The sequence below is a fragment of the Arthrobacter sp. Y81 genome (genome assembly GCF_002929335.1).
GTDB lineage: Bacteria > Actinomycetota > Actinomycetes > Actinomycetales > Micrococcaceae > Arthrobacter.
The window spans coordinates 1-26,316 of the sequence record NZ_PJIL01000031.1; the positions used below are offsets into that span (position 1 = coordinate 1).

The 26,316-nt window shown below is 62.1% G+C and carries 15 protein-coding genes and 1 pseudogene; 8 read left to right on the top strand and 8 right to left on the bottom strand.

Annotated features, from left to right (window positions below):
• Positions 1-152: 152 nt before the first annotated feature.
• Together CXQ91_RS23125 and CXQ91_RS25075 are read right to left on the bottom strand one after the other, a co-directional pair.
• Entirely contained in the window at positions 153-5,495 is a 5,343-nt protein-coding gene (locus tag CXQ91_RS23125; protein ID WP_104176204.1) for a DEAD/DEAH box helicase, read from the bottom strand.
• A 9-nt stretch (positions 5,496-5,504) separates the two neighbouring features.
• Positions 5,505-7,703 (bottom strand): hypothetical protein, encoded by a 2,199-nt coding sequence (locus CXQ91_RS25075; RefSeq protein ID WP_219816593.1) that lies wholly within the window; start codon positions 7,701-7,703, stop codon positions 5,505-5,507.
• 1,762 nt (positions 7,704-9,465) lie between these two features.
• Here CXQ91_RS25075 and CXQ91_RS23140 point away from each other — a divergent pair.
• From CXQ91_RS23140 to CXQ91_RS23160, 5 genes are all read left to right on the top strand, one after another.
• Positions 9,466-10,344: a DUF3883 domain-containing protein gene (locus CXQ91_RS23140; RefSeq protein ID WP_104176206.1), complete on the top strand. Its 879-nt coding sequence runs from the start codon at positions 9,466-9,468 to the stop codon at positions 10,342-10,344.
• Between the two features lie 253 nt (positions 10,345-10,597).
• Positions 10,598-11,971: a DNA cytosine methyltransferase gene (locus CXQ91_RS23145; RefSeq protein WP_104176207.1), complete on the top strand. Its 1,374-nt coding sequence runs from the start codon at positions 10,598-10,600 to the stop codon at positions 11,969-11,971.
• A gap of 31 nt (positions 11,972-12,002) precedes the next feature.
• Positions 12,003-13,901 (top strand): DUF262 domain-containing protein, encoded by a 1,899-nt coding sequence (locus CXQ91_RS23150; RefSeq protein ID WP_104176208.1) that lies wholly within the window; start codon positions 12,003-12,005, stop codon positions 13,899-13,901.
• A gap of 7 nt (positions 13,902-13,908) precedes the next feature.
• On the top strand, positions 13,909-16,719 hold the full coding sequence (locus tag CXQ91_RS23155; protein ID WP_104176209.1) for a Z1 domain-containing protein: 2,811 nt from the start codon (positions 13,909-13,911) through the stop codon (positions 16,717-16,719).
• Positions 16,720-16,733: 14 nt separating this feature from the next.
• A complete protein-coding gene (locus CXQ91_RS23160; RefSeq protein ID WP_146072423.1) occupies positions 16,734-17,804 on the top strand; it encodes a PD-(D/E)XK motif protein in 1,071 nt (356 codons plus the stop codon).
• 230 nt (positions 17,805-18,034) lie between these two features.
• On the opposite strand, the gene CXQ91_RS23165 is transcribed toward CXQ91_RS23160, so the two are convergent.
• Complete coding sequence (locus CXQ91_RS23165; RefSeq protein WP_258074240.1) at positions 18,035-18,988, bottom strand: HNH endonuclease signature motif containing protein; 954 nt, start codon at positions 18,986-18,988, stop codon at positions 18,035-18,037.
• Between the two features lie 92 nt (positions 18,989-19,080).
• Complete coding sequence (locus CXQ91_RS23170; protein WP_181039018.1) at positions 19,081-19,368, bottom strand: hypothetical protein; 288 nt, start codon at positions 19,366-19,368, stop codon at positions 19,081-19,083.
• Positions 19,369-19,685: 317 nt separating this feature from the next.
• Here CXQ91_RS23170 and CXQ91_RS23175 point away from each other — a divergent pair, with 317 nt between their 5' ends.
• Positions 19,686-20,867 (top strand): hypothetical protein, encoded by a 1,182-nt coding sequence (locus CXQ91_RS23175; protein ID WP_146072424.1) that lies wholly within the window; start codon positions 19,686-19,688, stop codon positions 20,865-20,867.
• 121 nt (positions 20,868-20,988) lie between these two features.
• On the opposite strand, the pseudogene CXQ91_RS23180 reads toward CXQ91_RS23175, so the two are convergent.
• The 3 genes and pseudogenes from CXQ91_RS23180 to CXQ91_RS23190 form a co-directional block, all read right to left on the bottom strand.
• Positions 20,989-21,669 (bottom strand): annotated as a pseudogene (locus CXQ91_RS23180) (DeoR/GlpR family DNA-binding transcription regulator); the annotation flags it as partial.
• A gap of 48 nt (positions 21,670-21,717) precedes the next feature.
• Complete coding sequence (locus CXQ91_RS23185; protein ID WP_104176213.1) at positions 21,718-22,257, bottom strand: GNAT family N-acetyltransferase; 540 nt, start codon at positions 22,255-22,257, stop codon at positions 21,718-21,720.
• Entirely contained in the window at positions 22,254-23,126 is an 873-nt protein-coding gene (locus CXQ91_RS23190) for a ribokinase (protein ID WP_104176214.1), read from the bottom strand. The genes CXQ91_RS23185 and CXQ91_RS23190 overlap by 4 nt, the downstream gene beginning before the upstream one ends.
• Positions 23,127-23,266: 140 nt before the next feature.
• Between CXQ91_RS23190 and CXQ91_RS23195 the strand changes: the two genes are divergently transcribed.
• Both CXQ91_RS23195 and CXQ91_RS23200 read left to right on the top strand, forming a co-directional pair.
• Entirely contained in the window at positions 23,267-24,688 is a 1,422-nt protein-coding gene (locus CXQ91_RS23195) for an MFS transporter (protein ID WP_104176215.1), read from the top strand.
• Positions 24,689-24,746: 58 nt separating this feature from the next.
• Complete coding sequence (locus CXQ91_RS23200) at positions 24,747-25,748, top strand: nucleoside hydrolase (protein ID WP_104176221.1); 1,002 nt, start codon at positions 24,747-24,749, stop codon at positions 25,746-25,748.
• 97 nt (positions 25,749-25,845) lie between these two features.
• Here CXQ91_RS23200 and CXQ91_RS23205 read toward each other — a convergent pair whose 3' ends face one another.
• Positions 25,846-26,262, bottom strand: a complete 417-nt coding sequence (locus CXQ91_RS23205; protein WP_308471429.1) for a helix-turn-helix domain-containing protein — start codon at positions 26,260-26,262, stop codon at positions 25,846-25,848.
• Positions 26,263-26,316 lie beyond the last annotated feature (54 nt).

Below are 26,316 nucleotides of genomic sequence, written 5' to 3' on the forward strand. Positions count from 1 at the left end.
TGACGGACCTTCCCCCGCTCCGAGCACCGGCTCCAGCAACAGGGAACCTGTCACACAACAGCCTGACACACAGGGGATCTGTTCGTCATTCTGCCTACCGTTCCTAGTTGAAGTTGTAACTCGTTGAATCATTGTGTTGGCCTGGCCCTTTGCTAGGAGTTATCGACCAAGGAACTGAAGACCCGCATGGGCGTCCTGTCCAGTACGAAGGTGTCAGACACTCTGACGGAGGCTATACCTCGTGCGCTGAGTTCGGTTACCGCATCACGTACTTGAAGGTTCCAGTGCGCTTCGTCATGTCGCCACAACGGGTGTCCGATGACGACTGCCGCACCACCGCCTTCGGAGGTCATCAGGACTGGCAACTCCTTAACGCGGTCAGACGAGATCGTCAGGTGGGCACCGTATCCCTCCTGAAAGCTCTGAAGAAGGTCCTCGGTGCGGTCAGCCCAGAGCGTAACGTCGAGGTCGCGACCGAGTGCCAGGTCAACGACGTCCAGGCCCAGCCTCCAGTCGAGCGCCCAGTGGTGCAAGCGGTTCTCGTAGTTGCGTAGACATCCCGGGCACGACGACGTGCATGCGTTTCCGTGCGATTCCTCCCGTAGGCGCATTCCCGTGTCGGAGCGAATCGATTCCAGCAGACTTTGTAATGTCGAAAGCTGGCCGAGTTCAAGTGCGTAGCCTGCACCGTTATCAAGGGCGTCGGCAAGGAACACCCGGGAGGAGATCGTCGTCTCCTGCAACGTGGGCTGGAGACCGGCCTCCAACTCGGCCTGTTCGATGTCCAGATAGGCCTTCGCCGCATTGCGCAGAAGCTCGGCAAACGAGAGCAGCGCTCCGTAGCCCGCCGGACAATCTCGGGGCCGAGTGGCGACGGCCCCATCAGGCAGCTTCAGTCCATCAAGTCCCAGTAGCAGGACGTCAGTTCTCCTCACCTCGCCGATGGCGGCAGCTTCCATCGCTGTGCCGCCGGTACGCATGAACTCCGGGAGTGGCCGCCGGTAGAGATCGGGATTTGTGGCGATGACTGAGCCGTCGCTTTGTTTGCTGAGGGCAAATAGCTTCCGATTGTTGTCGTTAATTGCAACTACCTCGGCCTGCTCGAGTAGTCGCACGGAAGTGCCGAAGAGGCGCTGCTCGATTCCGAGGTCGGTGTTAGCGGACAACTCCGTGTACCCGCTGTACATCGGCGTGATGTGTGCGTCGTCATAGTCCGGGCTGCTATAGATGGTCCGATAGCCCTCGGGCTGATAGACAGAGAACGACTTGAGGTCTCCTCCGCAGATTGAGCAATGGGGGCGTCGCTGGTCGGGGCGAGTGTCAAGGCTTCCGCATTCTTCACATCGGTTCACTGGGAGAGGCGCTCCAAGCGGATCGCGTGCTCGAGCGCTGGAACCGACTATGTTGTAGGCGGCGAACCCCACAGCTAGGTGCTCGGAGCCGTCCTTGACTACCACCGCGCCTGGAGCGAAGCTACTAATCGACATACCGAGATCGCGGTCAGCAACGGTGAACCGCTCTCCGTCGGAGGCCTGACGTAGGGGCCTGGAGTACAGCGGCCGAACTCGGGACGGGAAGCCAAACATTGGAAGGACGCCGGCGTTTGCCAGCAGTTCACTGAGTTCGGAGTGGCCAAAGTAGGGATTGGTGGTCGCTTCATCTATGTCGGTGACTAGAGTGGATCGTGCCCACGACTTTAGGTCATCCACATCGAGTTCCGTGTACGCCGAGAAACGGTCACACACCTCCTCGACGTCATCTGCCATTTCCAGCCAGGCTGCCACGTCAGCTCTTCGCTGCGGCCAATCGACCGTGCGGCCGAACGTGCCGTGAATGCTCTCAAAAGTGCGCCGAGGAGGCTCTGCCAGGGACTGAAATGCTCTGCGGAGCAATTCTCCTGCGATCACCCTTCTAACGATGCGAGGTCGGGACAGGTCAATGAATGGTGGCGGCGGTTCGGACGCGGTCATTAGTTCGGGGGCCTGGAAATAGTAGTCGTCGTGGGCCCGATCACGCGATACCGTGACGGCGAAGGAGAAGGGCTGCCCGGATCGCCCGGCGCGGCCAACCCGCTGCTGGTAATTGAAGCGCTGGGGTGGCATGTTGGCCATGGCCACAGCGCGGAGTGACCCAATGTCGACACCGACTTCCATGGTTGTCGTTACGGACAGCAGATCAATGGGATCTGCAAGAACGCTTTCCTGGGGCTGAGGCAGCACGGCGCCCTTGAAAAGGCGCTGGCGAGTCCGCTGATTGCTGAGACTCGTCTGCCCGGTGAGTTCGGCCACCCGCATCCGGCGAAGCGGGTGACCAGCGAGCCAGCCGTAGTAGTCCTCGTCATCTTCAATGCGTGTGACGCGTTGAAGTTGTCCGCTTGCGCACTCTTCGTTTGTGCACACGCCGGCTGAAGGGTGCAAGTGAACGGTCCCGCAGTTGCCGCACACCCAGATTTCTGCTCCGGGAGCTCGCAGCACAAGTCCGTCTTGACCCGTCTGAGTCTTTAGGGTCCAGCTATCGTCCGTCACTCTGCTTGTCCTGAGGAACTCGCCGACCGCCGATAGTAGTTCGCCGCTTCCCAGCCCCTCCTTGACTGCCACGCGGTTGAGGTACGTTTTGACGCTTTTTGGGGCAGCCGTGCTCATCGCAACATAGCCGCCCTCGAACCGCTTGGCGATGCCCAAGAGTCTGACGACACTCGCGACCAGGTCGTCCGCGCTTTCCTGTGAAAGTCCCCAGTCAGTCGGAGCAGCGGCGCGAGCACGCACTACGCCGAGACGAGTCGATTCCAAATCGCGGGATGCACGGTCAAATACTGCCTCGGTAACAGCGACGGTGGTTTGTTGTCGACGCTCCTGACGCACTGGACCAGCAACGCTGGGATCGAGGGGCTTCCACTCGCCGGGTTGGGGTGGCTGGTAGGCCCGATACCACGGTGCGTCACCGACACTTTGATGAACAGATGGTCCGGGTCCGGCTGGGTTGACTCCCACTGACAGTAACCCCCGCTCGGTCTCTCGCACGAGGGTGGCCCACGGTAGCGATTCGGCCTCACGCTCGGCCGAATCGATCACCGCGAGGTCTGCAGGGCCAGCGATGCCTGCATGCTCCAAGCGCAGCTTGTCGTAGAGGTCGGGGCGTTCCGTAACCAGGCTCTCAGCTGCTGTGGTTTCATCGGCTGATAGTTCACCCCGTATCAGCGCGCGGAGGACAGGAACGGGTGAGACTCGGTCATGGAGGAGTTGGCGGACAACCTGACGCACTTGGTCGCGGAAGTTATTGAGGGCAATGCCGGCTGCGATGCGTGCCGCATCATCTCGGCTGTCCGTGAAAATGATAGTTCGAGACTCGGCCGCTTCGGACCCGAGGCTGCGAAACAGTTGGGAGACAGCCATCTGGTTGAGCTGGGAACGGCCAGAGGTGTGTCCTCGAATCGGAGACCTCACGGCCCCGGCAAAGAAGACCGAGGCATCGCGATTAGCCTCACGTCCGTGGCATCGAGGGCATATTTCGGGCAACGCCGGGAACGATAGTCCGTCGGGTCCAGCCCCCGTGTGCCGCAGGACCACGGCATTCCCCTGGCCTGCCGCGGGCATAATCGCGCCCAGCTTCGGATCATAGGTTGCGCTGCCAAAGTTGAATTGGACCGCCGCCCTGTCCTCATCCAGGGTGGGTGGCAATCTGCGTGAAATGGGTTCATCCGGTGCCGGTGATCCGAGCCAGAGCCAGCGATATTCATTGTCACCACGGCGAAACACGAAATCGCCGGAGTTCTCCCCAGGTGTGACTGGAGTGGTGGAGAGGACGACTGTTCCATCCTCGTGGCGGTCAACAATGTATCCCCCGAGGCTCACGTCTCCGCATTCGTAACAGTAGAGAAGCTCGAGCACCCGTGCTCCGCAGTGCGCGATTGAACAGGTTGAACGCGGCGTGTCATACAACTTTCCGACCCGTCGCCCAGATCCGGGCCTGCCTCCTGGGCACTCGGGATCCGAACATGCCCAGAGACCCCTCATCCCCCGCATCATGATGTGTCCCCGGAACTGAAGCCCCGGCTCCTTGGCCTCGGCGAGGCCCGAAAGCATAGCAGCAAGGGCTTGCTCGCCCTCGGGTGCTTCACCAAAGAGCCGCCGCGCAATTTCCCCGAAACGGGTCGCGCGGGGTCGGGTGTCGTGTTCCGTCACGCAGACGCTGGCGATTGCTTCAGCCCAATTGCCTTCCGCCGCGGCTTTAGCGCGGTTCTCGTCGTCTAATTCCAGAACATCCCGGGGCATCGGAGCAACTGGTGCCCGAAGCTCCCTAGGCTCTCCGGGTTCGATGTTAAACGTGGCACTGCTGACGCCGAAGAACCTCTCCAGGTAATCGCTTCCGGAGTCATCGCCTGGAAGGGAGGCGCTCGTTGCGATGATGCGGAACTGGGTTGACGACGCTTCCAAACCTAGGCGGGATGCCAAATTGCGCACTACCATTCCGACCTCGGCTCCCGTGCTGCCGCGGTACAAATGCAGTTCGTCGACGACGAGTGTGAAGACGTGATCGCTCGATGCCTCTAGCCACTTGCGGGTGGCTGCGAAGATCGGCTCCTCCACATCACGCATGAGCATCACGTTGAGCATGGAGTAGTTCGTGACGAGCACGTCTGGCGGGGTCGCGATCATGTCCCACCTGGTGATGAGCTCGCCAGCGAGGGGATCTTGGAACTGACTCATCAGATCCGAGTCTCCGAGTTGGAGGAGCACAGCGTTCTGCCTGGCAAGGTCGCGCATGTCCGTCCCCACATCGGAGACGGATGGGGCCGAAGCCCTCCCTGTCGGGACACCGCCGCTGCCTGGCGTTGCTCCGGTGTACCGGCCGAACCAAAGATCGATGGGCTCTGCCTGTTCACGCAGTCCCCGCACTGCACGACGGAGTCGAGCGACTTGATCCTCAACCAAAGCATTCGTGGGGTAGAGGATCATTGATCGTAACGCTGCAGATGCGCTGCCGACGGTACGTGTTGGCTGCCACGGCGCATTCTGCAACCTGATGTCCCACCACTCGTGAATCGGAGGGAGGGCGTGGGAACTACGCTTCTCCGCAGCGATGCGAGTGAGTAAGGGGATCAGGAACGACTCAGTCTTGCCGGACCCTGTCCCTGAAGTCACGACCGGGTTGTGCCTGATGTCATCAGCGAAGTGCGTTCGAATTGCAGAGGCCTGATGCCGCCGAAGTCTTACCGATGACTCGACAGCCCTTAGACCGAAGACCGACCTGACCACGTCACGCAAGTCGCGCTCATCGACCTCAGCCGATGCTGCGGCTTCCGCAACGGTCGAGACCCCGTCATAGGGGAGGACAGGCTCAAGCATGAGCGGGGCGAAGAGATTCCCCTGGCCTTCAAGCAGTAATCGGCGGCGCTCCGCAACTAGATCAGAATCGCGCAGCGCGTAGGCCGTGTCGATGTAACGAAGAAATGCGGCTCTTAGATCGTCCGCGATCTGAATAGGTGTGGGAAACATCGCTTGACCTCACTGACTCAACTGGGCAAAGAGTGTATCTGCAACAATGCGGGGCACCGACGGGTACTGGATCATCCGCTGGTCGACGATTTCTCGAGGTGCCCGTCCGGAACAGAGGGACAACGCTCGCCCGTAGAGACCTGGAAGGTCGGCGCCGAGGGGAGCGACCACAGATCCGCTTCGAGTGTGGTAGCCGATAAGCGGATCCGCTGCCCACATATTGGCGACGTGCTTGACGAGCTGGGCGTTCCCGATCTTGACTGTACCGGTCTCAACGTCTTCGGCGGAGCGCACGACATAGAGAGATCGGTAGTCCTTCAGCCGATAGGCGCCGACCGTCGTGAGTGCATCAGCTGGTTGCCACGACGCGGACGCCGAATCCCAACGCTCCGCACTGTGGTAGTTGGGCATGACTATCCGTTTCAACCCCCTAACAAGGTCGCTGAGTCGAGGAAGACTGCGTGCCATCATGAGCGCAGGGGATTCTTTGAGAAGCGTCACACCGATCTTTGCTAGCGCTTCAACTCGTGCGTCCAGCGCTTTGGCGTCGCCAGATACCTCAACGCGAGCCAATTCTGCGTCAACGGATTCAGCGATCTCAGCATCACCGTCAAGGATGTTGCGCAGTTGATTTAGGAGGCCTTTAGACCGCGACCCAACGAGCGTCCAACGACCACCCTCAACAGGTACGAGGGTTGCGGAGTTGACCGCCCATTCTGTGACCTGCAGCCATTCATCTCTGGCGGCATCGATGTGCCCGACGACCTCTTGCCGGCGAAGGAAGGAATCGGCGAAAAGCCCTGAGCCTTCAACTTGAGCCGCGATGCGCTCGAACGTCGCATATGTACCATGTCCTACGTGATTTAAGGCGTCGAATGCAACCTGGAAATCGGGTTCGTCACTCTCGACTATTGGTGGAATGGTTGCAACACGGTTGTGTTTGGTGGCTAACCCTTCACGCTTGCGGGCAGCCCACTGTGTTGCTGCGAAGCGTTTGACGAGGCCGCAGGTTGTGCATTCACCGGCGATGGTTCGCGCGCGTGGGTGATCAGGACCGACTGGAGGAAGCTGGAACCGATGCATGCCGGTGGCTAAGCAGGAGTTATCCCCCATTGGTGTCCCGATGCTCGGACGCGAAGTATCCTCCGGTTTCCGACTGCGCTTTCTTAACACGAATTCCGGCATTTCGACGGGCACCACCGAATCGCTTGCTAGCCCTCCGACGAGACGCGGCCCGTTGACGTACCTCGACCAGCCGGCTCGTCCGCCGGATAGAGGCCAAGTTACCGCTGAATCGGGGGAGTAGACCAACCGGATGTCTACTTCGTCAACGCTGTACTGGGGCGAGTCAGATGATCGGAGACGGAGAAGGGCCGTGGACGCAGGCTTGGGTGCGCCGTCCACGAACATCGCCACCACATACTCCCCGTCGTCGAGTTCAAGACCGGCGACAGGCACAACCGCAAGGTCGTCGTCGACGTCGAACTGAATCGTGAGGTTGTCATTATTGATCCTGGTTCCGGCGTATACGCGGACGGAAACTGACGAGGCATCGGCAGCGAGAGCGACGATCTCCGGGGGTTCGAGAGACGACCATTTGCGAAGAAGCCCAGGCAGGACGAAACCGCCTCGGAGGGTAAGACTCGTGCGAGCACGTGGAATCAGCGGAAGCAGATCTAGGTGGGTTGTCGCGGTCGCGGGACCTGAAATTATCTGGACATGCTCGTACACAGCCCACCCATCAGGCACACCAGTGAGTCCGGGGAGTTCCCTCCAACCGGGACGCGCATGTGCCCTCATGTGTGCTTCGACGCGAGATCGCCCATCGTCGCGTGCAAGCACAAGGCTGTCGTCGCCGAGTGATATTCGTTCTGCCTCGACGAAGGCGCCTTGAAGGTCATCCCACCTCAGGGGCACTACTCGACGCGGGCGGCGACCAAAACGAAAAGGGGGGTCCGCGTCGTCGCCGAGTTCACCTGTGAGAGCCTCCCCAACGAGCGATCCGGCTTTGATGGACTCGACCCCCGCAAGTCGGGTCGACCCGCCAGGTCCAACGATCGTTGGCACTGCTGTTTGCCCGCTCTCGGCTTGGAATCGAGCCACGTTGGCTCCGTTCGGTCCATGAGGAAGCATGATGTTGAACTCGATGGATTTGCGCGGGAATGTTCGGAGGAATGCCAGCAGTCGCGTGGTGGTGAGCTGATGCACTGCACCCATCGAAGACTGGCCCGAACCGTCCCAAGCTTCGAGTTCCAGGCATGCCGCGTCAACGATGCGATCGCGCGCTGCGGGAATGGTCCACAAATGACGCAAATTCGAGCTGAGAGGGCTGGGTGTCCTCCTTGCATATGGATCCATGGCCGACTCCATATCGCTTGGTGCGAGCCGAACTCCTGGCGTCATTCCATCGATTGCGAAGAGTTCATGAAGTGCGGCCCGATCATGTTGCCGAACCACAGCTTGCGACACTGGGAGTCCTATGAATGCATGTCCTCCAACTGCGTAGGCTGTTGGGACCCCCCGCTCGCCCTCCCATGCCTCCAGCCATGAATTAAGCGAACCCCAGAGCTCATCGGCATGCCGCCGGTAGTCCTGTTCGACTCGATGCTGACGCTCGTGCGGGACGCGTAGGAGCGAATGCAACCGGGAATAGTAATTGTGCGCCGCCATCTCCGCGTCTGCTTGCATCTGCTCCGCAGCCAGCGTCAGGACAACCAAAAGCGGCAGCGCAAAAGGGGTTTCGAGGGGCTGGCGGCGATGTAGGACAGCGGCATCAGCTTGCCACCTAAAAGGCGAGACCCCCAGGTCGTCAATGGCTAGCGTGGACCGAACAACTTCGGCGATTGCTCTAACGGGGTCACCTTCTAGGCCTCCCCGTTCCGCAACCCGTTTCAATGCTGAGTCGTCCGGCAGAGTATAGACAGGCCGCCCTGCGTTTTCGGAGCCGAAAAGCTCGTCGGCGAAAGCCTCGTTTAAGGCCTTGCTCGCGGATCTCATACCTCGCCCCCGTCTTCTAAACTGCTCCCACGTTATCTGCTGGCACCGACAAAAGGGTGAGGCGTGTATCCGGGTCGCATCTATAGCAGATTTCGGCAGGCGGAATCGGCGGCAACCACGAACAGGGCCGAAGGTGGTGGCCGGAACCCCGGGGCACGCCCCCGGACGATGATCACCGGAGCGCCGCAGCGTGTCCTTGGCCGCATGCGGGACATGGCGGACGAAGCGAAGTTCGGCTCGTCTACCGCGACCGCCCTCTGGCCTGCTCCCAAGATCAGTTCCTGCTTGACGTGTCCGCGCCGGTGGCAGGTTACCTCGTCGCCACCTATGCCGCCGTCATCGTGATTACGGTCGTCTGACGTTTGCGCTCAGCAAACACCCTCGTTGGCCTCGCCCCCCCGAATTCACTGCCGCGATGGGTGCCCGGCTGCTGGGCGGTCTGCCCCACGGACTGCGCAGGGACTGAACCAGACGCTGCTAGCCACATAGCGCAGTTCGGTGCACCACAAAGGGCGCGTACGGGCTGGCGCGGCCTTTCCAATGCATGCTGGGCGTTGATCCAGGTGGTCGGCTGTGATTTTCCTGAGGTGGCCAGATTATGGCCGACGGCGGAGCCCTGGTTCTGACACAGCTGTGCCGCCAGATCGATGACGCGGGAGCCGCGAATAGTTGCGACAGCAACGCAGAACTCGATTGGCGATCAGGAGCAGCCCGCCTTGGCGGTTCAATTCAGCCTGAACCCCGTACACCTATGGCTTTCGCAGCGGCTTCGGATCGCACCAGGACCTCTTGTGGAGCCGCCGCACCGCGGGCGAAGTCGGCTCAGATGACCGCTTCGAGGGCCAGGGTTGAACGCGATTTCAACCGGTTTGAAGACATCCTCACAAGATGCCCCGACCCTACTTTCTTGACGCGTGAGACTGTCGCCTGGCGTACTCACTGAATGGGGAGCATGGTGCTATAACCTGGCAGCATGATTATGGGGGAGACAGGAAAACCGTGGACTGACCACGAAGTTAGTGTCACAGTGTCGAAGTATTTTGATCTGCTTGTGATGGACGTACGAGGGCAGAAATACGTCAAGGCCAGTGTTTATCGTGAACTGTCAGAACAATTCGGTTCGCGAAGCTTGAAATCAATATCATTCAAAATGAGTAACATCAGCGCTGTGCTGGTGGGTCTCGGCTACCCACACCTGCGTGGCCTGTCACCCCTGGCGAATTATCAACACAGCCTAGTAGAGGCCGTTCTTGGCGAGTTAGGCCATAGGAAATCGTTGGATGAGATATTGGAGTCTAGGCTCACAGATGATGTGCCGTTAGGGCCGATTGACATCACACGCGAGGCTGACGCGCCGCTCGAGGTGATTACGGACCTTCTGCACGGCCGGGGAATGGCGCGGCCCTTTAAGCGGGACTATCTTCAACTGGAAGCAGCCAACCGAGCGCTAGGCTTGGCCGGCGAGTTGGCGGTGGCAAGGCGGGAGCAGTCCTTACTTCACAGCATCGGACTAACGAAACTTGCAGACCGCGTTGAACACGTGGCTCAAACGAAAGGGGATGGCCTTGGCTATGACGTACTTTCCTTTGACCACTCAGGCCGCGAAAAGTGGATTGAGGTCAAGACCACCAACTACGCGATTGACGTGCCGTTCTTCGTCACGCGAGGGGAAGTGAGGGTCTCGGGTGCCGCTCCAGAGCTATACCACCTGTACCGGCTTTACCAATTCGGTTCGCCCAAAGGACCTGGCCTATATCGGCTCCCGGGAGACCTGGCAAAATCATGCAATCTGAACGCTGTCTCCTTTGAAGCTGCACCAAAGCACCTGAGCCGAACAGGGGGAGAGCGATGATCGGAGCTTCGGTGCAAGCAGTGTGCCGCGCGGCATTCCCTGGATGTCGCATGCCCCCGCTAGAGTACAACGGGAGAATGCAAACGCCTGGTCACTTCGCGTGACCCCACGCTGGCTGCTTCGGGACGAGACCTCCGTAATTGCGGAGATGCTTCGACTGTGACTCGCACGAGGCTCAGTGGTGTCCCGGAGTGGAGCGGGGCATGCGTTGTGCAGACTCACGCCTTGCAACTTCCAACTCGAAAGGGGATCGGTGGACCAGCCCGACGCCAGATTCCGATTTATCGACCTTTTCGCGGGGCTCGGTGGGTTCCACGTCGCACTCAGCGACCTTGGTGGCAAAGGCGTATTCGCGGCCGAATGGGAACCCACCCTGAACACGCTCTACGAGCACAACTTCGGCATAGCGCCGTGGGCTGACGTGAACGAATTGGACTCCGATGCGGTGATCGCCCAGGCGGTACCGGACCACGATGTACTCACGGCTGGGTTTCCCTGCCAGCCGTTCTCGAAGGCAGGGGAGCAACTCGGTTTCGAGCACACGTTGCAAGGCCGGCTCTTCTTCAAAGTGTTCGACATTCTCAGCGTGAAGCGTCCCCGCCGCTTCATCCTGGAGAATGTCCCGAACATCCTCCGGCACCGTGGTGGACGGACGGCTGCAACGATCGTGGCACGACTCGAAGAACTCGGATATGAGGTTCAGGTCCACCGTCTCTCGCCGCATCAGTTCGGCATTCCGCAGGTTCGGGAGCGGGCCTACTTCGTCGGATCGCTAGACGGCCTCGACGCTTTCGAATGGCCGACGGAGTTCGAAGAGACAACCAGCATCGCTTCGGTACTGCGCCCGGACGCTGAGCCTTCTCGCAATATCCATGAACAGACCGTGCGGGCAATCGACATGTGGGGCGACTTCCTACGCCGCTCACCCGCTGACGTCAAGCTGCCGTCGTTCCCGATCTGGTCCATGGAGTTCAGGGCGACCTATCCGTACGAGACTACGACCCCGCCGAAATTGTGGTCCCGCAGTGGTCCACGCGAACTCGACGGCTTTACTGGTTCTTTCGGTTTCCCGCTCGAGGGGCTTAGCAGCCGAGAACAGTATGAACTCATCCCGAGTCACTCGCGCCGCGATGGCGATACGGAGTTTCCCGCATGGAAGCAGAAATTTATCCGCCAGAACCGCGAGTTCTTTCTCACCAACCGGAAGTGGATCGAGCCATGGCTGGACAAGTGGCAGCCGTGGGAATTTCCGTCCAGTTTCCAGAAGTTCGAGTGGAACGCTCAGGGCGGAGTGCGCGACATCGACGAGTACGTCCTACAAGTGCGCGCATCCGGCATCCGGGTGAAACGGCCAACGACCGCGCCGAGCCTGATTGCGATGACGATCACGCAGGTTCCGATCCTCGGGGCAAGCATCTCTCCCACCGGTGAGCGTCGGTATATGACGCAGGGGGAATGCGCGGAGTTGCAGAGTCTGGGAGGCATCGACCTGCCGGAGAGCGACATCCAGGCCTACAAGGCTCTTGGCAATGCAGTGAATGCGAGCGTAGTCAGTGCCATTGCCGAGCCGTTGCTCGTAGATCTCAATGCGGCCAAGAAGAGCACGGCGCGCCCGCAGGCAGCATAGCCCGACGCGACGTGGAGAATAGGAGTCACTAATGACGACATACAACATCGGCGAGACCGAGGACGACCTTCCCGAGGACGACTCGCGCACGCAGCTTCAGGACAGGATAGCGGAGTCACTCGCAGAACTTTCAGAGGTGACAGATGCACCGTCCGGCCTCCAACTTTGCCCCCAGTTCGCCGCAAGCGACGTCGACTTCCGGTCGGACGTGTGGATGTCCAGGCTTGCCGACGTCCAGGGTTGGCTCCACTTCAGCGACGACCTGCCAACCTCCGACGTTGAGGCATTCGTCGAGAACCTTGTCGCCGCACTCGGCCTTGAGAACCAAACCGGGAGCGCCGACGCTCCGGGCGCCGCTCCTTGCCTCACGGAAACCGCTCTCGAACGCCTGAGCGAACGCGCTGAACTGGCTGTCCGGCTGCAGCAAGAGTTCCTCATGGAACTCGGCGCCGAGGCCGCCAGCCGGGAATCGGCGACCGCGTCCTGGGCCGAGTCCTGGGTTACCGAGGAGGACAGCGCCGAAGAGGTTGCCCCCGAGCCGGTGACGGCCAAGGCTGACGTATGGCATATCTTCCAACTAACGAAGAAGAAGCTGAACCTCGCGCCGTCCTACCAGCGTGGTGACGTGTGGCGCACGGGTGACCGCCAGGCACTGATCGAATCCATTCTCAGGGGTATTCCGCTGCCTTCCCTTATCTTGCTCCGTACCGGAGGGAGCAAGCCGCACGATGTCGTCGACGGCAAGCAGCGCCTGACGGCGATCCTGCGCTTCGTCGGCCAACACCCGATCGCAGTTGCGAAGGTTGCGGAGGCAGACGCCAAGCATCCAACGGCCAACCTCAAGACGCTCTTGACGACCGACTACCCGAAGTTCCGCAGGGCCTGGAAACAGTTCATGGGAGAGCCTCTGACGGCGAGACTCGAAGACGACTTCTACTTCCCGTTCAAGCTCCGCACTGATGCCAAGGGCGGTCTCGTAGGTTCCGAACTCGAGCCCCTGCGCGGCCAGTATTACACGCAGATCAGGGGCAACACGATCAATGTCGCTGACCAGGAGGTGACGGTCGAGGAACTGTTTGAGGGCGCGCCCGACTATAAGGTGCCAGTGATCGAGTACACCAAGGCGAGTCAACGTCAGATCCACGAAGTATTCAAGCTCTACAACAAACAGGGCATGCACCTGAATGCCGAGGAGATTCGCAACGCGGTATACCACGACGTCGAACTCACACGCGCAATCCTCGTCGCCGCTGGCGATGCCAGTTCGCGAAGCAGCATCGCAGATGTCGCCCCCTCTCTGGTAAACGTCCCAGGCGTCCAGGAACTGGGCACGACCCTGAAGGAGTATGGCTTCGGAGATTCGCGCTATCGCCGGACCAAGGTCCTTGGCTGGGTGGTTTCAGTGCTCCTCAACGACACCGAAAAGAAGGACCTGCCGTCAACAGCGCGGCACATCGACCTCCTCCTCGCCCGGGTCCAGGACAACAATTCGCATGTACTGCGCAATGAGGCAAAGCTCGCTGACCTGTTCGGCTGGATTGCCCAGGCGGCAGATCTCCACGCGGCACACGACGAACTCTGGTCGGACAAGTTCAAGGATGGCGGCAAGGGCACAAAGTGGCAGGAGTTGCAACTCGTCGGCTCATTAGTCGGCATCGCGATCGCCGCGGCCGGCGCACCGGACGACATTAAGGACCGTATCGAGGCCTCCGCGGATAAGATCCGCGAGGCGACAGCCACGAAGGCGTGGAAGCGCCCGCCCAAGACCCAGACGCGCACCCAGTGGGACTACATCGCCAAGATCGCACAAGGCGTCGTCGAGAAGCTGGACGTCGACATCTCCATGGCGTCAGAGGCGATCAGGGCACGATTCGGCTCATCCGGCGTCGAGTCGCTCCTCGCTTCGATCCTGCCGCCGGAAGCCGAGTAGTGGCGGCATGACAGGGGACGCAACAGAGCGGCTGTACTTCGATGCACCGACGCCGACGCCGGCAGACAGCTCCTGGTGGGATCGATACGCCGCCGAATTGAGGGTGCTGACGCCGACCGCACGTGAAGTACTGCAGACTGACTGCGCTTATATCCTTGACCGCGGAATCTTCGGATCGGGTGAACCCAATGCCGGTACGTGGCCCGTGAACCGAACACGTACCGGCCTGGTCATGGGCTCCGTGCAGTCTGGCAAGACAGCCTCGATGTTCGGAGTGTCTGCGCTAGCCCTCGACCGCGGCGTCAATATCGTCGTCATCCTCGCGGGCACGCGGTTGTCTCTTTGGCGACAGACTTACGAACGCCTGGGCGAGCAGTTGGACGCCGGAGAAGACAGTGTGGCGAAGATCACCCGCCGCCTCCTGTGCCCCGCATCCGGCGTCGCGCTCTCCGGGGCGTCGGCGTCACTTCAGGACACGTACCGACTCTCCTCTGCGCAGGTACGGCGCAAGCTTGCACAGGGGCGACCGCTGATTGTCGTCGCAATGAAGCAGGCGAACCACCTCTACGCGCTCGGCAGTTCCCTCCGTAGCAGCGTCTTCGATGCGGTGAGTGGGCTCCCGCGCCCGGCACACATGCTGGTGCTCGACGACGAGGCTGACGACGGTTCGGTGCTCGATGCCGCCGTGGAGGCGGGACGAGATCCCCTGTCCCCGAACCTCAAACAGATTCCCCGAGCCATCGCTGACCTTTGGGAGCCTCGCTCGGGTAATGCCCCGGCCAACCTCTACACCTCATACGTCGGCTACACTGCGACGCCGCAGGCGAACCTAATTCAGGAGGATCACAACCCGCTAGCCCCACGGGACTTCGTGATCTCGCTGCGAACACCGCTCGATGTCGGGCACCCCGTTGATTTCGTTGGTAGCGACGTCCCAAGGTCATCGACCTACCCCGAGCCGACTGGCATCGACCATTACTACACAGGAGGCGAGGTCTACTACGACCGCGGGACGTCGGCGCAGCTTTGCGTAGAACTCACCGGCCGTGCCGAAGACGATCTCGGGGAGGCAGTCCGCGCGTTTCTCATTGCCGGTGCCATAAGGCTTCACCGAGCCATTGGAGCGTCAGGGCCGTATTCCCAAGCGGGTGCTGAATTCGAAACCCGCGACGCGGCAGTGTCTGCGTCACCAGAACCGCACTCGATGCTCTTTCATCCCTCAGCGGACATCGAGCGGCACTTCACCGGCGCCGAGGACATACTGCTCTGGGCCGGTGTCGGTGAACGTGCTACGGCACGCGAACTGCTGGAGTCAGGCGACGCTCGCCTGCCAACAAGTCTGATCTCGAAGATGCTCGGCGAACAGCCGCTTTGGGAGGCCTGGATCGACAGGTATCGTCATTCGTCCGCCGAGATCGCCTCCGAATTCAACATCCTCAGCCCGCGCACGGTCCCCGATTGGCCCATAGTCCGGCAAATCCTCGAGACCGAGATCATCCCTGGGACGCGGGTCTCGGTCGTCAACAGTGATCCCAGTGCCGACGACCGCCCCGAGTACAAACCGTCCTTCGACGACACTACCGGGAAGTGGTGCGCGGCGCGCGACCTCTCCACTATCTTTGTCTCCGGCAACGTGATGGCCCGAGGGCTGACCCTAGAGGGGATGACGACGGCGCTGTTCCAGCGAGGGTCGAACAACCCGCTGGCGGACACCCAGATGCAGATGCAACGTTGGTTCGGCTACCGCGGCAAGCACATCGAGTTAAGCCGGGTGTTCGCCGCCCGCCATCAAATCGACCTCTTCAGCGCATACCACGACATCGACGAGGCCCTACGCGAGGGGATCGCCGCAAAGATGACTGGCGATGCCCCTTCTCCGGTTGTTCTGCATGGTTTGGGCTTCCTCGCCACGGGAAAGATCGCGAACCTCGGCCGCACGCCGCTTTGCCCGAGTTCGAGGCCCTTCGTGACTCTCATCAACGACGGCCATGCGCCCGACCCGAACGCGAAGCTCGTCGCCGGTCTATTCGCGTCCGTGCCATCGTCGGACGTGACCGTCGGCGGGACCACCAGGGGCCGTGCTCTCGATGCCACTCTCTCGCTCACGCAGGTCGCAGATCTACTTGACCAATTCGTCTTCGACTCGTATCTCCCCGGCCGAGACAACCGTCTGGGCGAGTTGTGGGCTCAGGTCCAGGCTCGTGTCTCGGCCACCCTCCCGTTGCCGAGCGACAAGCCCCTGTATAACGCACCGGGGCCATTCGAAGGCGAACCCTCTCCCGTGCGGCCCAACTGCCCGTACGGGATCCCGGCGTACCTTCGCCTCTGGAATGCGTGCCTCACCAGGCCGGTTCGGGGGCTCTTCGTTACAGGCATGCCGTCTGACCGTTGGTCGATGGCCGATCTTGGGAACAAGCAACGGCACCAGCCGAGATTCTCGGTGGGCATCCGCTACGGGGCAGGGGCCCCGATCAGACGCGGCCCACTTGCAGAACTGGGCTTCAGCATCCATGCGACAACGAAGCGTGTAGGGATCGACGGTGAACTCGACACGGCGTGGGGCGCAAACGACCCGAGTGCCGGCCCGCTCGACTACCGTGGCGACGAGTTCTTCGACTACTACCATCGGGGGGAGCGAGTACCGCTGTTGAGTGGGAGCGCGCCATGGCGGCCAGCCGGATCGTATGGCCAAATTCTGTTCTACGTGAACCAGTTTCCTGACCAGCCGCACCCTGCCGTGGCGATCGGGGTGTGCATACCGGCCGGTGGGCCCGAGCAGTTTGCGGCGACTCGCGCCGGATCGTTGGTCGCGGCGTGAGAAGCAGGCGGTACTTGACGACTTATGAGTCGGTGCTTCAGTTGATCGAAAGCGTGCCGAGCGCGGCATCTGCCGATCACCGCGACGTAAGGTGGTTGACCGACGCTCATGTGGTCGGTGTCGCGCGCGACCACGATGGCCAGGTCGAGGTGTTCCTCGCTGGAGCCGGGTTGAGCCCCAGTTCTTGCGTTGTCAGGGCCGCAATTGAATTTCGCACCTGGCATCGGAAAGGCACACCCGCATTCGACGCCAGCCGGCTCCTATTCCCCTCGCTCGGATACTTCGATCAGGTAGCGGCGTTCATCTGCACCGAGCTGCTGCGGGGCGGTGCTGACGTGTCCCTGAGGCAAGCGTTCGCCCAGACCGAGCCGATCATAGAACTGGCTATTGAGAGACTCCGCCTGTCGAACCAGGCTGTCCTCGGTCTGGCTGGCGAACTTCTCATGCTTGACGCCCTGTGCCGCCGCGCCGCTGATGAGCAGGTGGCCCTCGTCATCGGATCGTGGGACGGTTGGAAGAGGTCATCGCGGGACTTCGCCTGGGGCTCCACGGGCGTCGAGGTGAAGACTACGACTCGAAGCGGTTCGTCGCATCTCGTAGAGGGCATACACCAAGTCGAGCGGAGTGATGGCTCCGATGGAGGGGCGTCGGAAGATCGGTTGTTTTTGGTGAGCATCGGTTTGCAGCCCGCGGAGCCGGAGGGTAACGCGTTCACGATCGCACAGTTGGTAGAGCGAATTATCGCCCGAATGGATGGAGCAGGGGCTGGTGGATCAGCTACCGACAAGTTCCTCGCCCATGTCGCAGAATATGGCGCGGGGGCGGGCGGTGGATACGGATACGTGCACGGCGCCGAGGCGCCAGACCCCTCGTACACAACCCCCTTTCTTACCACCTTCTTCCGTGCTTACGACATGTCTGACAAGGCAATCGAGGTACTGCGCAGGGACGATATCGCGGTGCGACATCATGTTGACGTCAGTTCAGTAAGATTCCGTGTGGAACTGCCGATAACTGCAAGTCTGGGCAACCCCGTTGTGGGCGCGAATCAGGTGGCACAAGTAATCCTGGGCGCCGGTGCATAGGCGTTCATTTGTAGGTGCCTTTACCCATACAGTTCCGCAACACAAGTGGACTGCTTCGTACGAAAGTGAATCCAAAGGACGCTTCTTCGCCCCTAAAATAATGCGGCGAATTGGTACACCGAGGCGTACTCGGAATAACTGAGATTCTTCCCTGAAAATTTCCGCCGTGCACACAAAGAGGACGGCTCGACATCACTGACTGGGGGCGCCCCGGTGGTCCTGACGTGGTCTTACGACTGCGGGGCAAACCTGTCCTGATGGTGCTCGCGGTGCCAGACGAAATAGTCGCGCGATCGTTCGTCGTGCGCGAGGCGGATGCGGCCAAGGAGTTCTCTGACGCGTCCACCAACTTGGCCGGGGGCGGGTTTGCCGGATTCAATCGTCCCTTCGTCGCCGACGACGAGGTAGCCGCGTTCGAAAAGGGCGTCACAACCGAAAAGGCACGCCACCATGCATACATTGCGGGTGTCTATGCGCTCCTCCTCGGAACACTCCGAACGGGGCTTGATGTGGGCGGCGACCAGGAGTTCATCCGGAAAGGACTGCCCGCAGAGGGAGCACGAACTGCCCCGGAGCTGCAGTTGCTGGTTCCGCAGATACTGCTGCTCCGTCCGGACAGCCCCGAGCGCCCATCTGTCGCTGTGACCGCCGAGATATTGACCGGAGGGCACGACACTGCCACGGGCACCGCCCGGATGCTCAGTAATTGCCAGGCCTGCACGTTGGAGCAGACTCAGGGCCGCGTCACGGTCCACGCCGAAAAAGAATCCCCGCCTCAGCTCCTTGTCGACTGTCAGCGGGCCACTGGCCCGGGGTAGGGCATCGGCGACGAGGTTCCAGGGAATCCGGACTTCAGACAGCGGCTCTGTGAGGACCAGGACGCCGTCGGTGTCCGCTGGTTCTTGGTACCCCCGCAGCGGCGGATAGGCCGGTGCAGGGACCGTGGCGGCCTGGCTGATGCCCCGGATCTCAGGGGCGACATAGTGCAGGACGACGTCTCCGGGCCGAACTCCGTTGAGAGTTTCCCAGTGGTCGACGCGTTGGCCTGTTCTTCCTCGCAGCGGGGCCCACAGCGTCCCTTCGGGATAGGCATCCGGGTAGTTGCCTGTCTGAGTGGCCCACCAGAAACAGGCGTTAGGGCTGATGGAGAAGCCGAGGGGCGGATCCTGGGGTGTGCTGGTCATGTCCTCATTCATACCGGAAAACGCAAATACACCCGGGGAACCTGGACAGGTCTCCGCAAAGCGTCCCCAGTTTCCCCGAAAGCTGGCCAGCGCTAGGCCAAGAGACAGTAAGCGCCGATGGCCAGGACTGCTGCGATGGCTATGAACTGGGCCATAGCGACGTTCTTGCGCTTGCTGCCGGCGAGCCGGGCGGCGATCCTGGCAACCAGGCAGAGGGTGAAAGCGAACAGCAGCCATATCATCGCCGCGATAGGTGAACCCGTGGCCAGCAGCGCAGCCGTGAGGGCGGAGAGCTTGTGCAGTCGGGCTTTGAAGCATCGCCGCTGCTCGTTGGCATGTGCTGTGAAGGAGAAAGGCAGCCGTCCGGCCGCTCGTACCAAATGACCGGGAAACGGCCCCTTGGTCCAGGCGAGAAGATCCCCAGGATCTGGGGGTCCCCGGGGTTCACCCCGAACTCCCTATCAGAATCGAACTGATGACCTTTTCATTACTACTGCGCCGGGCCCATGCCCGGGACAAACGGAATCCGTGAGAACCGGGTTACGGGTAACCAACACTCCGTTTCAATGTGGATGGGCTGCTACAGTCCGTCCTCCAGACACAGGCCATTGCCGCTCCGGTGGGCAGCGGAAACCAATGACGAAGAGAGACTTTAGGCCGCTCGTGAATATGGCGCCATGCCTTTAGGCTCAAACCATTGGAGTTTCGACACGCTCAACCGGCAATTCCCGGTAATGGAATAGGGCAGCGTAATCTTGCCTTCATGCAAGGCGCTCTCTATTTCCCCTACATCGGCGTGCCCCGCAATGCTTGGTGGACCAGAACCTTGCTCTATTGGGACTCTGTAGCCACGATCACCCCGGCGAGTTTCGTCGAGGAACCGGGTCTTCACGACCACACCACTCGGGAACTCATACGGAATGAACTGCTCTACCAAGTGTCACCTCGAGAGGCGGGGCCCAACTTCGCGGAGCACTTCGAATCATTTCTCAGTTTTCGGAGCCCCGTAGAGCTTGAGAAACGCCAACGTGACTTCCGTATGGGCTTGTTGACCCGTGTCCACGTGGACAAATTGATGGTCTATGAACTCGGATTTAATTCGCTTGTGAAGCACGGCCTCGCACGGCTGGTTAGCCCGCAATGGGCAATGGTCGAGGTCGCTACGGCTGCTGAGTTTATGGCAGCTCTGGCTCTGAGCCTTTGCGAAAATGCTGGCTCAAATGCACGGAACCCCGGGGGATGGAACCGTGGAGGCCTCTCTCAACATGAACGTTGGGTCCCCGTTACGGACGAACCGTCGTTGACTCGGGCTCTATTGTCGGGCCTGAAACCCTTAGATCGCGAAGGGGAAGCAGGCAAGGTCCGCCTACGCGTGGATGGGGAAATGCAGCTCGCGGAGGTGCGGTCTGTGGTCTTGGAGAGCGTTCTCCCGGTCCCGGAGCATCCCATGAACGTGGAAGACATCGTACGTTTCCGTCGCCGACACGGTGATCTCCTGCCACGGTTCCGCCGCGACATGGAGCGAAAGGTCCAAAACATGGCTGACATCGTCGATCCGGTCCGCCGTCTTAGGGCTATGGACGAGCTAGAAGACGAAGTGCGGGAGCGCGTTGAGCAGACGAGTGCCTATTTGAGAGAGTCCCCTGTCCGCCGGGTGATTAGGTCTCCGCTCGTGAGTATATTCAAGATTGTGCCGGGCCTTAAGGACCCCATTGAAGTCGGCCAAGGTCTGCTGACCGGCGACCAGCCCAATGATGCCGTCGTACGCGAACCGCTTGCATACTTGGCATTTGCCAATGCAGCCTTTGCTCCCGTTCAGAGGTACGAGACCGACCCGTTTACTGGTCGTCCGCTATTGTCGGCCATTACCGGTTTGTGATCAGAGCGCTCCGCTGAGGCTATGCAAATTCCATGGCCGAGAGGGGGTATAGCCACGAAGGGGTGCTATGGCTCCCTCTCGGATTAACCGCATTGCTGGACATAAACACAACGCAACAGGCTTAGTCGTCGCTGCTATTTAGGTGTACGTCGGTGTTATCCGTTGCTGCCGTCGACTTTGGCGCCGAAACCTCCACCCCAGCCTCCCGGCACTTCTGCAGGTGCTCAGGGTCGGCGCCGTCGTCCGTCACCAAGGTCCAGAGCAGTACGAGTCGGGCCCAGGCGTGGAACGGTCGGAGCCCGAGTTTGGACGAATCGGCCAGTACGTAGACCTCGCGGCCCCGCCGCGCCATGAGTTCCTTGAGACGGGTCTGGGCGTGGTCGGCTTCGCAGATGCCATCCTCGGCGGTGACGGCGTCGGCGCCCAGGAACACGCGGTCGAAGCTCATCCGCTCCAGCGCCGCCTCGCCCAGCGGGCCGACAAAGCTTTGGCTCAGGCTCCGCAGCCGGCCGCCCAGGCCGTCCACCTCGATACCCTCCGAATCGGCCAGCTCCTGCATGGTGTTGATGCCCGGCGTCGTCACAGACAGCTTCTCAAAATTCCGTAGCTCATGCGCGAGGGCACCCACGGTGGAGCCGGCGTCCAGCAGGATGTTCTCCCCGGGCCGGATCACCGACGCCGCCCAGCGGGCGATGGCATGCTTCTGCTCAAACGCCTCACCCGTGCGCTGCCGCAGCGACGCCTCCGTGTGCGCGCCCATCGCCATGGCCCCGCCGTATGTGCGCGCCCGTCGCCATGGCCCCGCCGTACGTGTGGGCCTGCTTGCCCCGCCTTTCGGGTTTCGGCAGGCTCAACCACCGCTTTCGTCGGGCACGGTTTCGACAAGCTCAACCATCGACAGCTCCAGCCGAAACACCCAGAGAAGCACATCCTCGCCGGGCACGTACCAGTCGCGGACTGTGACCCTCTGGAAGCCCAGGGATTCGTAGAGAACGTGTGCCCGTTCCATAAACGTCGCGCTGGTAAGGCTGATTGCCCGGATAGCGGGGAGCGACTGAGCGTGTTCAATGACCCGACGGACAACCGTTCGCCCCACCCCGCCGCCCTGTACCGCCGGATCGACCGCGAGCATCCGGAATTCGAGCTCATTTTCCATGGCGATCTCGCTGTACGGCTGCCCTGCGAAGGTCAGCGTCAGTGCCGCGACCACCGTGCTGGAGGCCTCGGCGACCCACAACTCAGCGTGCTCCGCACGGTGTTCCACGTTGTCCAGCACACTCATGTACGGGTGGTCAGCGGTGAAGTGCCCGGCGTGGAGGTACGCCTCCCGGGTGATTCGCCGGACCTCTGAGTGATCCGCGGGCGTTGCCCGCCTGAACACCAGATTCACCGCGCCGCAACGCCCACGCCAGCTGCCCGGGCAACGTAGTCCGCTAGCGGGGCGAGCGCGGGTTGCGACGACGGATCTCCCACCGCATCCGCCCCGACGGCGTTAGCCACGGCCAGCGCCGTGGAGTAGTCGAGCCCCGCCCGCAGCGCCAGCACCAGCGCAGCACAGAAGGCATCGCCCGCCCCGATCGTGTTCGCCACGGTCACGGCCGAAGCCGGAGCCTCCGCCACCTTCCGGCCGCGCTCCAACATCGCCGAGCCGTCCTTCCCATACGTTACGGCGACGAGCTTCGCTTCAGCCAGCGCCGGAATCAGTTCGTACTCGGTCTCGTTGACGATCACCAGGTCGCAGCGCTCCAGCAACTCCGCCGGCAGGTCCATGGCCGGGGCGGCGTTCAGGACGAAGAATCCGGAGGAACGACGGGCGGCTTCCAGCACCACAGGCAGGCCGACTTCGAGCTGGAACAGCAACGTCTCGTCCGGCCCGAACTCCACACCTTCCAGAGAGAACCTGAAGTTGGCCCCCGGACACACCACGATCTGGTTTTCGCCGTCGCGGTCCACCATGATCAGCGCGGTACCCGTCGCGTCGCCGTCGAGCACTGCGACACCAGTGGCGTCCACTCCCGCGCCGGAAAGAGACTCCAGCATCAGGCGGCCGGAGGCGTCGTTGCCCACGGCCCCGATCATCCTCGAGCTGGCACCCAGACGGGCAGCTGCTACCGCTTGGTTGGCTCCCTTGCCGCCCGGCTGATGGGTCAGAGCGCCGCCGCCGACGGTCTCACCAGGGGAGGGAATCCTGTCCGTGGTGGCGATGATGTCGAGGTTGATGCTGCCGACGACGGTGACGGCAGGAAGTCGAGTGCTCATGGATAGTCCTATCGGTGAAGCCAAGGCGGCTGGATTAGGAAATAGTGTACGGCACGGTTGTACTTGTGCGTCATACATGGTTGTATAACAACTCACATCCCAAGGGCAGGAACCGCCCCTGCAGAACAAAGGAGTTTGATGTGAACACCCCAACTTCAGTCGCCACTTCGCCGCCGGATATCGCGGAAGGGGCGACAAAAATCGGCGGCCGCCGAGCCGCGCTGCTGATCTCCACGCTGCTGCTCGGCGTGCTGTCCTTCCAGCTCAACGCCAGCATGGTCACCCCGGCGCTGCCGCAGATCGCGGCCTCCTTTGGCCTTAGTGCCGACAGCGCAGCCCCCGTCCAGTCCATGTTCTTCCTCGCCGGCGCCATCGCCGGGCCCGTCATCGGACGCTGGAGCGACTTCATCGGCCGCCGCACCGCCCTGCTCCTGGTCCTCGGGATCATGGGCGCGGGCACCATCCTCTGCATCGCCGCCCCCACGCTGCCGATCCTCATCGCCGGCAGGTTCCTGCAGGGAGTCTCCAGCGCGGTCTTCGCCCTCGCCTACATCGTCCTCAGCGAGAACCTGCAGGCCCGCGTCTTCGGCACCTCCGTGGGCATCATCGCCGCCATCAACGGCGGGGTCGGCGGCGTGGACGGCTACTTTGGCGGCCTCATGGCCGAAACCCTCGGCTTCCGGTCCATCTTCGTCGCCGTCCTCATCCTGACGGCCATCGCCGCCGGCTGCATCCTCAAAACCGTGCCGAAGGGGCGTCCGCAGGGGGTGCGCGGTGCCATGGACTGGTGGGGCGCAGGGTCCCTGTCCGTGTTCCTGGTCTTCATCACCTACTTCGTCTCCGGCGGCTCGGCCGCCGGCTGGACCGCGCCGAGCACGCTGGCCCTCCTGGCCGGCACCGTCGCGTCCTTCGCCGCCTTCTGGATGATCGAGAAGAAGCGCACCAACCCGCTCATCGCCGTCCACCACCTGCGCTCCCGCCAGGTCTGGCCCGTCATCGCCACCACCGTCCTGACCCTCGCCGGCATTTTCGCCATCATCAACTTCACCGTCGTGCTGCTCAGCCAGGACACGCACCACGGCTTCGGGCTCAGTGCTTCCCTGTCGGCACTGCTGTTCCTGACCCCCGCCGCGCTGATCGGCGTGTTCGCCGCACCCCTCGCCGGCTGGCTCGCCGACCGCCGGGGCTGGATCAAAACGATGCGGGCCGGAACCGGGATGAGCCTGGCCTGCGCCACCGCCGCGGCCACGTTCTCCGACAACCAGGTGGCCGTCCTGATCGCCGTCGCCGCCCTCGGCATCTTCTACAACGGCTTGTTCCTCACCGCCATCAACGGACTGTCCGTCCTGCTCTCACCCAAGGAAGCACCCGCGGCCCTGCCCGGCATCAACGGCGCCTCCTTCGGCATCGGCGCGAGCCTCGGCGTCGTGCTCGTGGCACCGTTCGCCGCCCAGGCCACCTCCGCCGGCTACACCACCGCCCTCTGGATCTCGGTCGCCATCACCGCGGCCGCGTTCCTGATCAGCCTCTTCGTCGCGGCACCCAAGGGCGAAAAGCTCTAACCCCATACACGTCCATCAGCACGTCCAGCACCAACGAAACGAGAAGCTCAGCATGACCATGTCCATCAGCCACCCGTTCTACCTCGACTGCGACACCGGGATCGATGACGCCCTCGCCCTGGCCTACCTGCTCGCCTCGCCGCAGGCGGACGTGCGGGGGATCGGGACCGTCAGCGGCAACGTCAGTGCCGCCGTCGGCGCCCGGAACACCCTGGACCTGCTCCAGCTCGCGGGGCACGCCCACATCCCCGTCGCGCTCGGAGCCCACGACCCGCAGGCCGGCACGTTCCACGGCGGTGCCCCGCACGTCCACGGCGCCAACGGCATCGGTGAAGTCGCGCTGGAGGCGGCGGACGCCGAGCTGGTGCCGGGAACCGCTGCGGAGATGCTGGTCCGGCTTGCCCACGAACACCCCGGCCAGCTGCGGATCCTGGCCGTCGGCCCGCTCACCAACATCGCCGAAGCGCTGCGCCTGGACCCCGAGCTGCCCCGGCTGGTGCAGGACATCACCATCATGGGCGGCGCCGCGTTCGCACCCGGGAACATCACCGCCGTGGCCGAGGCCAACATTGCCAACGATCCTGAAGCCGCGGCGGATGTGCTGGCCGCCGACTGGGACGTGACCCTGGTGCCGCTGGACGTCACCATGTCCAACGTGCTCGAGGAAAGCCACCGGCAGGAACTCCTTGCCGCGGGCCATCCGGTCCCGCAGGCACTCGGCGACATGCTGGGCTATTACTTCCGGTTCTATGAGAGCCAGTTCGGCCGGGCCTGCTCGGCGATGCACGACCCCCTCGCCGCGGCCCTCGCGGTGGGCGGCGTCAGCGCAGCGGTGGCCCCGGTGGTGACGGTCGACGTCGACACCACCGACGGTCCCGGCCGCGGCCAGACCATCTGCGACCTCCGCGGACGGTACATGGACTACCCGGAGCAGCCCGGCGCCCGCTGCCGCGTGGTGCTGGAGCTCGACGGCGACTTCGCGCCGCACTTGGTGGAAGTGCTGCAGTCCTTCTCGGAAAGTGCGACGGCGAGAGTTGCGGTGGGTGCGGCAGTCGCCTGACCGCCCCTCACCCCGAATTTTTTGTCCACATAATGCGCTTTTGGCGCGATTCAAGCCGCGTTATGTGGCCAGAAACGGGGTGGCCACCAGGTGCCCGTCAGCGGATCCCGTGGTCGGGATGCTGCTGGTCGTACAGGGCACGAGAGGTTCCGATGGCATCCTTGTGCTCGAGCGACCAGTCCGCGAGTTGTTTGACCAGCTTGGTGAGGCTGGTTCCCCGGGCTGTGAGTTCGTACGTGACCTGGGCCGGGACGGTGGGGTAGACCGTGCGGGTGACCAGTCCGTCACGTTCAAGCCGTCTGACCGTCAGCGTCAGCATGCGCTGGGAGATCCCTTCGATGGCACGCTGCAGCTCCCGAAAACGCCGGACCCCGGACGCCAGTTCAACAATGACAAGCACAGACCACTTGTCTCCGATCCGGTCCAGGACATCACGGATTCCGCAGTCCGGATGGTCCGGGGTCCCGCAGGGTTCCAGCAGGGCGGTTACTTCCGTGTGACTGCCTGACAGCAAAGTGCCTCCTTGTGCTCCGTCCTCGGGTTACCCAAGATGAGTCTAGTTACCAGA